The organism is Mesorhizobium sp. ZC-5, from assembly GCF_025753855.1.
GTDB lineage: Bacteria > Pseudomonadota > Alphaproteobacteria > Rhizobiales > Rhizobiaceae > Neomesorhizobium.
On sequence record NZ_JAOWPT010000009.1, the window covers coordinates 94,600 to 108,608 of the forward strand.

Sequence of the window (14,009 nt, forward strand, 5' to 3'; positions counted from 1 at the left end):
AGATGAACGACACCAACACGGCAGGGACGATCGAGAGTAATGTCCGCACCGACTCGCGGCCGAGCGACCTGCGCATCACCGACATCCGCGTCGCCGAGATCATCGGCGCACCGTTCACCTCGGCGCTGCTGAAGATCTACACCAACCAGGGAATCGTCGGCCTCGGCGAGGTGCGCGACGGCGCCAGCGCGACCTATGCGCTGATGCTCAAGAGCCGGCTGCTGGGCGAAAATCCGTGTGATGTCGACCGGCTGTTCCGCCGCATCAAGCAATTTGGCGGGCATGGGCGGCAAGGTGGCGGCGTCTCGGCAGTCGAGATCGCGCTCTGGGATCTCGCCGGCAAGGCCTATGGCGTGCCGATCTACCAGATGCTGGGCGGCAAATTTCGGGACAAGGTGCGGGTCTATTGCGACACCGATGCCGAAAAGCCGAGCGGCACCGAGACGGGCAAGCGGCTCAAAGAGCGCATGGACCGCGGCTTCACTTTCCTGAAAATGGATCTGGGCTTGATGCAGATCGCCCATATCCCCGGCGCTGTGGTCGGTCCCGCCGGTGTGCTTGACGGACTTCGCGGCAATCCGCGCGGCCGTGGAGGCTCGCTCGACGAGCGCAAGGCCCGCAATCTCGCCTACGACGCGCAGAACGTAATGCACCCGTTCACCGGCCTGCATTTTACCGAGAAGGGCATCGATCTGCTCGAGCAATATATCCACGAGGTCCGTCAGGTGATCGGCGACGAGATCCCGCTCGCCATCGACCATGTCGGCCACATCTCGCTACAGGACGGCATAAGGCTGGCCCGGCGGATCGAGAAATACGCACCCGCCTGGCTCGAGGACGTCATCCCCTGGCAGTATACCGAGCAGTACCGGCAGTTGCAGCAAGCGACGTCAGTGCCGATCTGCACCGGCGAGGACATTTACCTCAAGGAGGGTTTTGAGCCGCTGCTGAAGAGCGGAATTTCTGTCATCCATCCCGACCTCCTGACCTCGGGCGGCATCCTCGAGACCAAGAAAATCGGCGATGCGGCGCAGGATCACGGCATTGCCATGGCCATCCATATGGCCGAAAGCCCGATCGCGGCGATGGCCGCCGCGCATGTCGCGGTCGCAACGGAAAACTTCATGGCGCTCGAATATCACAGCGTGGAAGTGGACTGGTGGGACGATATCGTCACGGGCCTGCCCAAGCCGCTGGTTAAGAACGGGTTCATCACCGTGCCGGACAGACCGGGCCTCGGCATCGACGATGTGGTTGATGAAGTCATCAGCCAGCACCTGCAGGAAGGCGTGAAAGGCATCTGGCAGCCGACCGATCACTGGAATGACGAGTTCTCCTGGGACCGGACCTGGAGCTGACCAAGGCGCGCGGCCGTCATGATAAACGAGCAACAATTTCGGAAAGAACCATGATCTACGAGCTTAGAATCTACGAGTGCCTGCCCGGCCGGCTGCCAGCGCTGCTCAAGCGGTTCAGTGACCATACGCTGGCGCTGTGGGACAAGCATGGCATCCGCCAGGCTGGGTTCTTCACGACTTTGGTGGGCGAAAGCAACCAGCACCTCACATACCTCCTCGCCTGGGAATCCCTGGCCGAGCGCGAGACGAAATGGACGGCTTTCGCCACCGACCCGGCTTGGCACAAGGTGCGCGATGAATCCGAGCGCGACGGCCAGATTGTCGCCAACATAAGCAATCAATTGCTGGCGCCTGCCGCCTTCTCGTCGGTGAAGTAGGGGCGGCGATGAAAATCACCGACCTGCGCTGCGCTGTCATCGGCAAACATCCGATTGTTCGTATCGTCACCGACGAGGGCGTTCATGGTCTAGGCGAGGTCGAATACACCAAGCCCTACCTGAAACCCTGGGTGCTGCATTTCCGCGACGCGCTGATCGGTGAGGACCCGACCAACGTCGAGCGGGTGATGCTGAAGATCCGCCAGCGCGGCTCATTCAAGCCCTACGGTGCCGCCGTCAGCGCCATTGAACACGCGCTTTGGGACATCGCCGGCAAGGCGGCGGGCGTTCCGGTTTACAAACTGCTCGGCGGCAAGGTGCGCGACAAGGTGCGCGTCTACAACGGCTCGATCCGCAGGAAGCGCACCGGCGACCGCCCCGAGGATTATGCGGCGGACGTCAAATGGATGATGGAGCGGCCGGAAAACTTCTTCATGGTCAAGCAGGGCATCAGCTTTCACTCCAACATGAAAACCAACGTGCCCGACTTCCATTATGGCGTCCGGCAGCCGCCGACATATCACGGCGCAATGGATCAGGGGCAGATCAGCGAGCGCGGCATGGCGCACATGATCGACTGCGTCATTGCCATGAAGGAGGTGCTTGGCGACAAGGTTTCGCTTGCGCTCGACTGCGGTCCCGGCTGGTTCCTGCCCGATGCCATCCGCTTCGCGCAGGCCGTAGAAAAATACAACCTGATGTGGCTGGAGGACATGCTGACCGGCGACTATGTGCCGTGGGTCAATCCGCAGGCCTATCGCGAACTGACCGTCTCGACCTCGACGCCGATCCACACCGGCGAGCAGATCTACCTGCGCCACAATTTCAAGGAGCTGATCGAGACACAGGCGGTGCGTGTCATCGGACCCGACCCGGCGGACATCGGCGGCATCGCCGAACTCAAATGGGTGGCCGAGCACGCCTACATGCATTCGATCATGATGGCCCCGCACGGCACCGCCAACGGCCTTCTGGGCTTGGGCGCGCTGATCAACGTCTGCGCCGTCCTGCCTGCCAACTATATCGCCTTCGAATATCCTAGCGCCTCCGATCCTTGGTGGGAGGACATCGTCGTCGGCCTGCCGGAAGGGCGGATCGTCAACGACTCGATGGTCGATCTGCTCGAGGCGCCAGGCCTCGGTCTCGACATCGACGTCGAAGGCGCGAAAAAGTATCTCAAGGAAGAGGACGCCGACTTCTTCGATTGAACCGCTACGTGCACGGCGACGCGCCCCGGCCAGGGCGACGAGTTGCGCATCGCCCGCCTTGAAGACGAGTTGTGTCTCGGCGCCGGTGGGTTCGACGACCAAGACTTCGAGCGGCGTACCGGCCCGGTCTCGAGCGTCGGAATGGACCGCTGCGATGGTTCTATGACGGAGAGGGTTCCGCTCGCGTAAATCTATGTGTTTGCTTCCGGCTTCAAGCTCGCCGCCGTAGCCGACCGCTTGCGCACCAATTGAATCCAGGCGATGGCTCCGGTTACGGCAAGCGCTAGTCCTATCGGGATCAAGCTGGACGGCTGGTCGGCTTTCTTCAGCACTGCCGTAACCTCGTAGCCCTGCTCGAGGCCGATGCGTTTGGCGTAGGAGCCGAAATCGACATTGCCGATCATGAGCGTCTCGCCTCCCGGCAGGAAGGTGAGCCCGATGCGGCGCAGCCGCTCCAGCGGCTCGGCGGGTTCGCCGAGCGGTATGTTGATCGTCTTGCGCACGTCGTCGCCCATCAGGTCGATGCCCTCGACGACGAAGTTGATGCGAGCGTCGGCGGGCGCCTGTTCGACGGTCTTTAGGAATTCGCTTGCAGGAAGTTCCTCGTAAGGCGGCGAGAACTGGTTCAACCACCAGTCCGGCCTGAATAGCGTGAAGCAGACCAGCAGCAGGACGGCGCTTTCCCACAGCCGGCTTTTCGTCACGAACCAGTTCATCGTGGCGGCCGAGAAGAGCAGGATGGCAGCGAGCGAGACGGCCGAAACCCAGATCGTGTGCGCCCACGAATCGACACCGATCAGAAGGATGGCCGGATTGAAGATGAAGACGAAGGGCAGGATGGCGGTCCGCAACGAATAGAGCGCGCCCTGGAAGCCGGTGGCGATCGGATCCTCCTTGGAAATCGCCGCCGCCGCGAAGGCAGCCAGCCCGACCGGCGGCGTGATGTCGGCCATGATGCCGAAGTAGAAGACGAAGAGGTGGACGGCGATCAGCGGGATCGGCAGGCCGGCCTGCGCGCCGAGATCGACCACGACCGGCGCCATCAGGGTGGCGACGAGGATGTAATTGGCGGTGGTCGGGATGCCCATGCCGAGCACCAGGCTGATCGCGGCGATCAGCACCAGCATGAGGATGACGTTGCCGCCGGAGATGAGTTCGACCAGTTCCGTCATCATCAGGCCGAGGCCGGTCAGCGTTATGGTGCCGACGACAATGCCGGCGGTCGCGGTGGCGACCGCAATGCCGATCATGTTGCGCGCACCTAGCGCAAGGCCGTCGATCAGGTCTGCGATCGCGTCACGGATGGCCGCCTGCAGGCTCAGATTGCGGAACAAGGCCATCAACGGCTTGCGCGTTGCGACGATACCGAGGATCGACACGGTGGCCCAGAACGCGGAGAGGCCGGGCGACATCTGCTCGACCATCAGGCACCACAGCAGGACCGCGATGGGGATCAGGAAATCGAGGCCGGTGCGCGTCACGTCCCAGGCGCGCGGCAGTTCGAGAATCGGCGCGTTGGGGTCGTCGAGCTCGAGGTCGGGATAGCGCGACGAATACCAGACGGAAGCGACATAGAGGACGACACCGGCGATGCCGAGCAGGGTTGGGGCAGCGGCGCCGAACGCGGCCTGGATAGCCAGGATGCCATAGTAAAGGAGGCAGGTCGCCAGCACGCTGCCCGACAGACCGATGCCCCAGCGCAGCAGGCGCTCCCGTCCCGGCGTAGGCCGTTGCGGGATGGTCTTGAGGTCCATCTTGATGGCCTCGAGATGCACCATGTAGAGCAGCGCGAGATACGAGAACACAGCCGGCAGCAGCGCATGCTTGACGATCTCCGAATAGGGGATGCCGACATATTCGACCATCAGGAAGGCGGCGGCGCCCATCACGGGCGGCATGATCTGGCCGTTGATGGAAGCTGACGCCTCGATGGCGCCTGCCTTCACGCCCGACAGGCCGGTGCGCTTCATCAGCGGAATGGTGAAAATGCCGCCGGAAACGACGTTGGAGACGGACGAGCCGGAGACGACGCCGTTCAACGCCGAGGAGACGACGGCGACCTTGGCCGGGCCGCCGCGCAGATGGCCGAGCAGCGCGATCGATATCTGCATCATCCAGTTGCCGGCGCCGGCTTTTTCCAGAAGCGTCCCGAACAGCACGAACAGGAAAACGAAGCTGGTTGAGACGCCGAGCGCGATGCCGAAGACGCCTTCGGTGGTCAGCCATTGGTGGTTCAGGAACTTGTTGAGCGAGGCGCCACGATGCTGGATGACGTCCGGCATGTACTGGCCGGCGAAGGTGTAGACGATGAAGACGCAGGCGACGATGACCATCGGCAGGCCAAGCGCGCGGCGCGTCGCTTCGAGCAAGAGCAGGATGCCGACCGTGCCTGTGGCCAAGTCGAGGGTCGTCGGCTGTCCCGGCCTGTGCGAAAGGTCGACGTAGAACAGGAACAGATACGCGCCGGCGAAGGCGCCGACGAGGGCCAACACCCAGTCAAGGATGGGGATGCGGTCCCGCGACGAGGTCTTGAGGGCCGGGTAGGCGGTATAGGTCAGGAACAGCGCGAAGCCGAGATGGATGGCCCGTGCCTCGGTGTCGTTGAGGATGCCGAAGCCGAAGATGAAGGGTAGCGGCGAGGCGTACCAGAGCTGGAACAGCGACCAGGCGACCGCTACCCACAGCAGGATCCGGCCGGCAAGGCCACCCGCGTGGCGCCCGCCAGTGTCGGCCTCGGCAACCAGCTGTTCAAGCTGCTCGAGATCGACTTCCGCCGGCTGTTGCTTGGCCTCGCTCATGACGCCCTCCCTTTTTTGGATTGTCGCCGGCAGGTTTCCCCATGAACCTGCCGGCTTGTCGTCAGTACGCGAAGCTTACTTCAGCCAGCCCTTTTCCTTGTAGTATTTTTCCGCGCCTGGATGGAGCGGAGCCGACAGGCCGTCCTTGACCATCTTGGCCGGGTCCAGGTTGGCGAAGGCCGGATGCAGCGACTTGAATTCATCGAAATTCTCGAACACCGCCTTGGTGAGCTGATAGACGCTCTCGTCTGGAACGTTTGCCGATGTAACCAGGGTTGCCAGCACGCCGAAGGTCTGCGTGTCGTCGGGATTGTTGGCGTAGAGCTTGCCGGGAATGGTGGCCGTTGCGTAGTAGGGATTGTCGGCGACAAGTTTGTCGACAGCCTCGCCGGTCAGCGGCACCAGCTTCGCGGCGCAGGTCGTGGTCGGATCCTGGATGTTCGCCGAGGGGTGACCGACGCCGTAGAAAAAGCCGTCGATCTTGCCGTCGCAGAGCGCAGGTCCGTGCTCGTCGGCCTTCAGTTCCGACGCGAGCGAGAAGTCGGCCAGCGTCCAGCCCATGGCGCCAAGCAGGCGTTCCATCGAAGCGCGCGTTCCCGAACCCGGGTTGCCGACGTTGAAGCGCTTGCCCTTGAAGTCCTCGAACTTGGTGATGCCCGCGTCGGGATGTGCGAGCACCGTAAACGGCTCGGGGTGGATGGAGAAGACGGCGCGGAGGTCGGCATGCGCACCGCCTTCCTTGAAGGCATCCTCGCCCTTGAAGGCATTGTACTGGACGTCGGACTGCGTCATGCCGAAGTCGAGCTCGCCTTCCTTGATGGTGTTGACATTGAAGGCGGAGCCGCCGGTCGATTCGACCGAGCAGCGGATGCCGTGCGTCTTGCGGTCCTTGTTCAGCAGCCGGCAGATGGCGCCGCCCGCGGCGTAATAGACGCCCGTCACGCCGCCAGTGCCGATCGTCACGAAGTTCTGCTGCGCCGAAGCGCCGCCGGCGGTGACCGCCGACATCAGCGCCGTTGCAGCCAAAGTCCTGAAAAATAGTCTGGTTTTCATCGTCTGATCTCCCGATTTGATCTGTTCCCATGGCTTCTGTTCTCGAAGCCTCTGTGCAGGACACACACCGTTCTGATTGCTTTGAACGTAGTCAATTATCTTGCATCATGCCTCCTTGGCTATCGCTGTTCGTGCAATTAATTCTGAGTGCCGGGCTCAGGGAAGCGCGGCGTCGATCGCCTCGCCTAGGCGGTCGACGATCCTGTCGACGTCGTTGTTCGTGACGATGAATGGGGGGGCGATCAGCACGTGGTCGCCTCTCTTGCCGTCGATCGTGCCGCCCATCGGATAGACCATCAGGCCTCGCGCCATCGCCTCGCGCTTGACGCGTGCGTTGAGGCCGAGCTTCGGGTCGAAGGGCTCTTTGGTGGCCCGGTCCAGTACCAGCTCGACGCCGCGGAAAAGACCGCGTCCACGGATGTCGCCAACATGGTGATGGTTGCCGAAACGCTGGCGCAGGCGTTCGTCGAGCCGCGCGCCCATGAGCTTGACGTTGTCGAGCAACCCGTCGCGGCGGATCACCGTCTGCACGGCAAGCCCGGCCGCCGCCGCCATTGGATGTCCCATATATGTGTGGCCATGCTGGAAAAAGCCGGAACCGTTGGAGAAGGCGTCGTATATGTGGCCACCGAGCAAAACGGCGCCGACCGGCTGATAGCCGCCCCCGAGACCCTTGGCGATCGTCAGCAGGTCGGGCGCGATGCCGTCTTGTTCGCAGGCGTGGAGCGTTCCTGTGCGACCCATGCCGCACATGACCTCGTCGAGAATGAGCAACACGCCGTAGCGATCGCAGATGTTGCGGATGCGCTTGAAGTAGTCGGCGACCGGCGGGACAGCGCCCGACGTCGCGCCGACCACCGGCTCGGCGACAAAGGCGATTACCTGGTCGGCGCCGAGCTCCAAGATCTTGTCTTCCAGTTGCTGTGCCGCGCGTGCCGCATAGCTCTCGTCGCTCTCGCCGTCCTCCTGCAGCCGGTATGCGTAGCAAGGATCGATATGGTGGGTCTCGATCAGCAGCGGCTGAAATTGAGCACGGCGCCATTCATTGCCGCCGGTCGCCAGCGCGCCGAGCGTATTGCCGTGATAGCTTTGACGACGGGCGATGATATGCCGCCGCTGCGGTTCGCCCTTCTCGACGAAATACTGCCGCGCCATCTTTAGCGCCGCCTCGATGGCTTCCGACCCACCGCTGACCAGATAGACGTGGTCGAGCCCATCCGGCGCATCCTCGACCAGCCGGTCGGCCAGCGCCTCGGCGATTTCGGTGGTGAAGAAGCCGGTGTGGGCATAAGCGAGCCGATCAAGCTGCTCGTGCAGCGCCGCTATGACGTCGGGGTGGCCGTGGCCCAGACAGGAAACCGCCGCGCCGCCCGAGGCATCGATATACGCCTTGCCGTCGGCGTCGAACAGTTCGATGCCCTGGCCGCGAACGGCTGTCGGCAGTTTCGAGTGAATGGTGCGATGGAGGATATGAGTCATCAGCTATCTCTTCGACATGCGTCGGTTCAGATGGGTCTTGAGAGCGGCGCCCTGTTCGTCGAAGCGGCGCAGGGCATCGACCGCATGCTGCCCTGCCTGGCCGGCGACGAGGGAGCCGAGAATTTCGGCAACGACGAAGGCTGGCGTCATCGTGTGAAAGAATGATGGGCTGCCTGTCGGAACGATGACGACATGGTCCGCAAGCTGCGCCAGCGGCGAGACCTCGCTGTCGGTGATGGCGACGATTGGAATGCGACGACCTGCGGCGAATTCGGCGAGTTCTACCGTGGAACGCGTGTAGGGGAGCACGCTGGCGGCGAGAAGGACGTCGTCCTTCGTCGCATGGCCGAGCGGGTCTCCGTCGGTTCCGCCAATGCCTTGCAGCAACAACGATTTTTCGCCGATCAGCGACATGATGTAGTGGAGCTGCCAGGCAACGGCATGGCTTGATCGCAGTCCGAGACAATAGACGCGCCTGGCTGCCACGAGGGCGCCTGCGGTCGCCACCATGCGATCGATCGAGGCTGGCTCAGCAAGCGCCGTCACGTGATCGGCGGTCGAGCGAAGTATGTCGGCGACAAGGGCATGGGCGCCCTTGAGCTTCTGGCTCTCCACCTGTCGGCTGGCCTTGCCGGCGAAGCCGATCTCACCGCCCCTGACGGCCGCTGCGTAGATGTCGCGTACAGTTTCGTAACCGTCGAGCCCGAGATGCTGGGCGAACCGGGTCATCGTCGCCGGCTGCACGCCTGCCTGCCGCGCTTGTTCCCGCATTGTCAGAAGCGCCACGTCATGAGGCCTGTCGAGGACATAGCGGGCAGCCGACCGAAGTTGCGTCGACATGCCGTCGAACGCGGTGACGATCTGTTCGGCTAGTTGCCCCTGGTCCATGGATATTGCTAACGCGCCGGATGGGTGATTGCAACATGTGTTTCATCGTGATCAAAGGATGAAACACATGAATCTTGCCGCTGGAGAGCAAAGGCCATGGATCCGATCGAGCCCTTAAATCCAGTTGCCATCGCGGTCGCGCCGAATGGCGGGCGTCGGACCAAGTCCGACCATCCCGCGCTTCCGATGACCGTGGTGGAATTGGCTGCGACAGCCAGCGGGTGCGCCGAAGCTGGCGCCTCGATGATCCACCTCCACGTCCGGGACAAGGAGGGACGTCACCTCCTCGACGCGGACGCCTACCGGCAGGCGCTCGCATCCGTTCGTACGGCAGTCGGCGACAGAATGGTCATCCAGATCACCAGCGAGGCATTGGGTATCTACGAGCCCGAGGAGCAGATGCGGGTGGTCCGCGACGTGCGTCCGGAAGCCGTGTCCCTTGCATTGCGCGAACTGGCGCCGGACGAAGCCCATGAACCATCCTTCGGAACTTTCCTCGACTGGTTGCGAAAGGAAGGCGTGACGCCCCAGATCATCCTTTATTCCCCCGAAGAGGTGCTTCGGCTCGCAGCGCTGCAAAAGCGCGGCCTGATACCGTTCGAGAACCTGCCGGTGCTTTACGTGCTTGGCCGCTACACGGCCACGCAGACGTCCCGACCGGACGATCTGCTGCCATTCCTCGGCGCCAACATGCCGGTGTTCGGGCATTGGATGACCTGCGCCTTCGGCCGGCACGAGACGGCCTGCGTGGCGGCAGGAGCGCTGCTCGGAGGGCATGCGCGTGTCGGTTTCGAGAACAATCTCTTCCTGCCGAACGGTGAGCAAGCTTCGGCGAACGAGGATCTGGTTGCTGCCGCAAGGCAAGCGATCAGCGCCTGCGGGATGGCAATCGCCGATGCTGACGCGTTGCGCGCGAGTTGGAACCGGTAGATCGCGCGTTGCGGTTTCCATCGCCATCGGGAACGACTACCTCTTCCGATCCAGCACAGCCCTCGTGTTCATCAGCCCGAAACCGAAGTCGCTGTCGCGGCCCTTGTCGCCGAGGTCGGATGCGGTCTCGGCCAGAGCCTCCTCGATCCAGCCGGCGTCGTGGTCCGGAGCGGCGTGCAGGAGATTGGTGATTGCGCCCGTGACGATCGCCGCTGCGAAGGAGGTGCCGGTGACCACGTCGGTGCCGCCGCCGACGGGCGCAAGAACCTCGACGCCGGGTGCCGAGATGAAGACGTAAGGCCCGCGGTTGGCCTTCGGCATCAACTCGTCCTTCTCGTCGGTGGCGGTGACGGCAATGACCCCGTCATAGGCGGCTGGATAGCCGTAGGGCGCCTTGGGGCCATTGTTGCCGGCGGCGGCGACCAGCACCATGCCGCGCTTCCGCGCCGCCATGCAGCCCAGTTCCAAAAGATCGTTGCGCGGGCCGACGAAGCTCATGTTGACGATGCGCACGTCCTGCTCCGCCGCCCAGTCGAGAGCCGCAAGCAAGACGTCCATGGTGGATTTGCCGCCCTCAAAGGCGCGCGCGTGATAGATCGCGGCACCCGGCGCGATGCCGCGAAACGGCCCGACGCCGGCGATCAGCCCGGCGATCGAGGTGCCGTGATCGCGATCCTCGACGGGCGTGCCGGGCATTGCGTCGAAGGTGCCGGCGATGACGCCGGACAGCGCCGGATGCGTATCGTCGACGGCGGTGTCGATGACCGCGACGCGGACGTTCTCGCCGCTGGCGGCGCTTGAATCGAGAGCGATGCGCTGGAAGGCATAATTGACGATCGCCGCCGCCTGCTGGAGGTCGTAGATGTGATTGGGCTCCCGGCGCAGCGTGCGCTGATCGCCGGCAAGCTGGGCAAGCACGACGCCCACCGGACGCCCGTCCGGAATGCCGTAACGCACGACGGTGACACCGAGCAGGGTCGAAAGGCGCTGTGAGCGAATATCGAGGTTGAGAGCGGCCGCGATGTCCTGGACGGACTGGGCGTCGCCATCGATGGTCACCAGCACCTCGTCGGGAACAAAATCGCCTGACACCGCCTGCGGCGCCGTCAGCGGGGAGGGCGGTGGATTGGCCGGCGAAGCCTGCGCGGGATCACCCGGCGGCGGCGAACCCGGTCCGGGATTGGGCGTCGGGACAGGCGCAGGATCAGTCAGGTCGGCACTATCGCCGGGCCGGGCGGAGCCATCAGCGGCACCATCGAAAAGATCGACCAGAATATCGGGCAAGATGACGACGAGGCGGCCGGACGGCTCGCGGTCAGGCAGTTGTCCGTTGTCAGATGGCTGAACAGTTGGAGCGGTCTGTGCGAAAACGGGACCGGCGGCCAGCAGCGCGGTGGCCAGGACCAACGATGCCGAACGTTTCAGGACATTACCCGCCATCTGCCGGCTTCTTTCCAGCGGTCACGCTCTGGGCAAACGGCGCGGCGGAAATGAGGCCAAGCACGCGGTCGTAATCGGCGACGGTCCTGGCCGGAATGCCGATGCGAAAGACGCCGGCCGCCGTCGGCCCGCCGGCGATCACCGCGTCGTTTGCATCCAGAAAATCGGCAATGTCCGCCATCCTGGCGTCCGGCTTGAAGACGACGAGCGCGAACGGCATTGCCTTGAGATCGTCTTCGCTGCCTGCGATCTCGTAGCCGTCGCCACGACCGCCGATATTGACGGCGGCCTGCAACAGGACCAGCGCGATCGCCGCAGCAGCGGTCGCCCAGGCGAGGCCGGACGGCAGGCCGGCGACGCGGCTCCAGAGTGCGGCCAGCCGGGAACCCGTTGCGGTTTCCCGCGCCGGCCCGGCTTCGCGGTCGAGCATCTTCGAGAAGCGACCGAGCGCATCGGCCGGCGGGCGGATCGCCTCATTGGCGGCGGACGAGCCGAACAGTTCGGCTTCGGCTTCCTCGAGTGCGGCTGCTGCGGCCGGATCCTCCGCCAGCCATGCCTCGACGGCGGCAAGGTTCTCGCCGCCGAGCGTGCCGTTGAGGTAGAACGGCAGCAGTGCTTCCATCTCGTCGCGGCGCGACATTTTCGGATCGCTCTCGCTCATGGCCAGCCCCTGTCGTAGCCGGCGGCTTTCAGCGCCTCGCCAAGCTTCTTGCGTGCGTAGAACATGCGCGTCTTCACCGTCGCCTCGGGAATGGAGAGGATTTCGGCAATCTCGGAGACCGACTTGCCGTGATAATAGGCGAGGTCGATCACCGTGCCATGCTCTTCCGGGAGTGCCTCGATCATGCGCTTCAAGGCGGCACCCTTGTCTTCCTTCATGGCGGTGACTTCGGGATTGTCGGCGCTGTCGGGAACCGCGGCCGCCCGATCGTCGTCGAGCCATTCTTCCTTGCGTTTCCTGAAATGCGACAGCGCCTTGAAGCGGGCGATGCCGAGCAGCCAGGTGGAAACCTCCGAACGCGCCTCGAAGCGCGGCGCCTGGCGCCAGAGTTCGAGGAAAACTTCGTTCGCGATATCGTCGGCCATCGATTCCGATCCTGTCTGGCGCGCCACGAACCGGTAGACCCGGGTGTGGTGGCGCATGAACAGAAGCCGGACGGCAGCGCGATCGCCGGCCGCGACGCGGGCGACGAGTTCGCGGTCGGAGGCGGCATCAGAGCCCATTGTCTGGCTTCCGTTTGCTCTGTCGCATGACGATCCGCAAAGGTTCATCGCAAAATCGCATTGCCCGGACGCTAGCCCAAGAGCGGGAAGGTGACCAGACGGGTTGAAGACAAGCGTCTCCATCGCCACGCCCCGGATTTTTCGCCGGCCTGGCCTGGTCCCCCCACCCGTGCCTTCGGCACGACCTCCCCCTCCCTTCGACAAGCTCAGGATGAGGGGGAGGCACGCCGGCGTGCGTCATGACGTGTCGAAGCGCGCCAGAGCGTCCCGGGCGAGCGCGTGGGTCTCGGACAAAAGGTCGTGCTCTTCGCGGCGCTCCCTTTTCGGAGCCCGGCGCGGCAGCGAGCCCGGCGGAATTCCGGGCCTGAGCGGCGACAGGGCTCTGGCCTTGCCCGCCGCGCGGGCCCGCATGCGCCGCGAGCGCCAGCGCGCCAGACGATCGGCTTGTGCCGGCAAATCGTCGAGCGCCCGCGCCAGCGCTGCGATGCGGCGCAAAATGCCGGTGGCGGGAAGCTCGTCGTCGCCGGGCAGGGCCGGTGACGGACCTTTCCAGCCGGCGCCATGCGGTTTTCCCGAAAAGAACCACTCGTAGCGCTTGGGCCGGTCGGCCAGCGCGAAAAGCGGCAGGCGTGCATCGGAAGTTTTGCCGTCGCCGGGCGAGGCGGCTATGGAACTACCCCCACCCCTAACCCCTCCCCACAAGGGGGAGGGGGACCGGGTCGGCGCCGGCAGTGTCGCCGGGCGTTCGGGGGCCCGCGGCTCCTGGATGGGCAGGCCGCTCGCCAGAACGACGATCAGGCGGCGCGTCGCGGCCTCGACGGGTCTCAGCAGCAGAAGCAGCCTGCGGCAGGCCCGGCGCGACAATGTCCAGGCCTCGCGGCTGGCATCAAAAGCGCGGCCGGCGCGGCCGGTGTCCGAGGCGGCGGAACGCGTGTCGTCGGCCAGTCCAGCATAGACGAAGATGAAGGCGAGCAGGCGCATCAACGTTGTGTGATGGCGCTGCGTCTCGCTCCCTTGCCGATCCTGCCTCTCCATCGTGCTCCGCCTCGAAAATGAGAATAGGCAAAAGAATAAAGCGAGGCCGGAGGGGCGTGGAAAGACGAAGGCCGAAATTTTTCGGGAATCCGTCAAGCGATTGAAATAGTGGAAGAAAATATTCGACCTAGGGCGAAAGCAGACGTGGATAAACCTGGCAACGTGGGCCGGTTCCACCTTCTCCCCTTGTGGGAAAGGTGTCGCCCTCGGATTTGGCGA

At 64.1% G+C, this 14,009-nt stretch carries 12 protein-coding genes; 4 read left to right on the forward strand and 8 right to left on the reverse strand.

Annotated elements, in window-relative coordinates:
• The first annotated feature begins 2 nt into the window (after window positions 1-2).
• The 3 genes from OHD58_RS21360 to OHD58_RS21370 are packed head-to-tail and all read left to right on the forward strand — an operon-like array spanning window position 3 to window position 2,943.
• Window positions 3-1,358, forward strand: a complete 1,356-nt coding sequence (locus OHD58_RS21360; RefSeq protein ID WP_263805463.1) for a mandelate racemase/muconate lactonizing enzyme family protein — start codon at window positions 3-5, stop codon at window positions 1,356-1,358.
• A 50-nt stretch (window positions 1,359-1,408) separates the two neighbouring features.
• Entirely contained in the window at window positions 1,409-1,735 is a 327-nt protein-coding gene (locus OHD58_RS21365) for an NIPSNAP family protein (protein WP_263805464.1), read from the forward strand.
• 8 nt (window positions 1,736-1,743) lie between these two features.
• Window positions 1,744-2,943: a mandelate racemase/muconate lactonizing enzyme family protein gene (locus tag OHD58_RS21370; RefSeq protein ID WP_263805465.1), complete on the forward strand. Its 1,200-nt coding sequence runs from the start codon at window positions 1,744-1,746 to the stop codon at window positions 2,941-2,943.
• Between the two features lie 191 nt (window positions 2,944-3,134).
• Here OHD58_RS21370 and OHD58_RS21375 read toward each other — a convergent pair whose 3' ends face one another.
• The 4 genes from OHD58_RS21375 to OHD58_RS21390 form a co-directional block, all read right to left on the reverse strand.
• Window positions 3,135-5,741: a TRAP transporter permease gene (locus OHD58_RS21375; protein WP_263805466.1), complete on the reverse strand. Its 2,607-nt coding sequence runs from the start codon at window positions 5,739-5,741 to the stop codon at window positions 3,135-3,137.
• A 75-nt stretch (window positions 5,742-5,816) separates the two neighbouring features.
• Window positions 5,817-6,794 (reverse strand): TAXI family TRAP transporter solute-binding subunit, encoded by a 978-nt coding sequence (locus OHD58_RS21380; protein WP_263805467.1) that lies wholly within the window; start codon window positions 6,792-6,794, stop codon window positions 5,817-5,819.
• Window positions 6,795-6,950: 156 nt separating this feature from the next.
• A complete protein-coding gene (locus OHD58_RS21385; RefSeq protein ID WP_263805468.1) occupies window positions 6,951-8,273 on the reverse strand; it encodes an aspartate aminotransferase family protein in 1,323 nt (440 codons plus the stop codon).
• Between the two features lie 3 nt (window positions 8,274-8,276).
• Window positions 8,277-9,161 (reverse strand): MurR/RpiR family transcriptional regulator, encoded by an 885-nt coding sequence (locus tag OHD58_RS21390; RefSeq protein ID WP_263805469.1) that lies wholly within the window; start codon window positions 9,159-9,161, stop codon window positions 8,277-8,279.
• Between the two features lie 96 nt (window positions 9,162-9,257).
• On the opposite strand from OHD58_RS21390, the gene OHD58_RS21395 reads away from it, so the two are divergent.
• Entirely contained in the window at window positions 9,258-10,091 is an 834-nt protein-coding gene (locus tag OHD58_RS21395; protein ID WP_263805470.1) for a 3-keto-5-aminohexanoate cleavage protein, read from the forward strand.
• A 36-nt stretch (window positions 10,092-10,127) separates the two neighbouring features.
• Here OHD58_RS21395 and OHD58_RS21400 read toward each other — a convergent pair whose 3' ends face one another.
• The 4 genes from OHD58_RS21400 to OHD58_RS21415 form a co-directional block, all read right to left on the reverse strand.
• Window positions 10,128-11,531 (reverse strand): S8 family serine peptidase, encoded by a 1,404-nt coding sequence (locus tag OHD58_RS21400; RefSeq protein WP_263805471.1) that lies wholly within the window; start codon window positions 11,529-11,531, stop codon window positions 10,128-10,130.
• Window positions 11,521-12,192 (reverse strand): anti-sigma factor, encoded by a 672-nt coding sequence (locus OHD58_RS21405; RefSeq protein WP_263805473.1) that lies wholly within the window; start codon window positions 12,190-12,192, stop codon window positions 11,521-11,523. The genes OHD58_RS21400 and OHD58_RS21405 overlap by 11 nt, the downstream gene beginning before the upstream one ends.
• Window positions 12,189-12,755 carry a sigma-70 family RNA polymerase sigma factor gene (locus tag OHD58_RS21410; RefSeq protein WP_263805474.1) on the reverse strand — a complete coding sequence of 189 codons (567 nt, stop codon included), beginning with the start codon at window positions 12,753-12,755 and terminating at the stop codon, window positions 12,189-12,191. The genes OHD58_RS21405 and OHD58_RS21410 overlap by 4 nt, the downstream gene beginning before the upstream one ends.
• Window positions 12,756-12,992: 237 nt before the next feature.
• A complete protein-coding gene (locus OHD58_RS21415) occupies window positions 12,993-13,790 on the reverse strand; it encodes a hypothetical protein (RefSeq protein WP_263805477.1) in 798 nt (265 codons plus the stop codon).
• Between the last annotated feature and the right edge of the window lie 219 nt (window positions 13,791-14,009).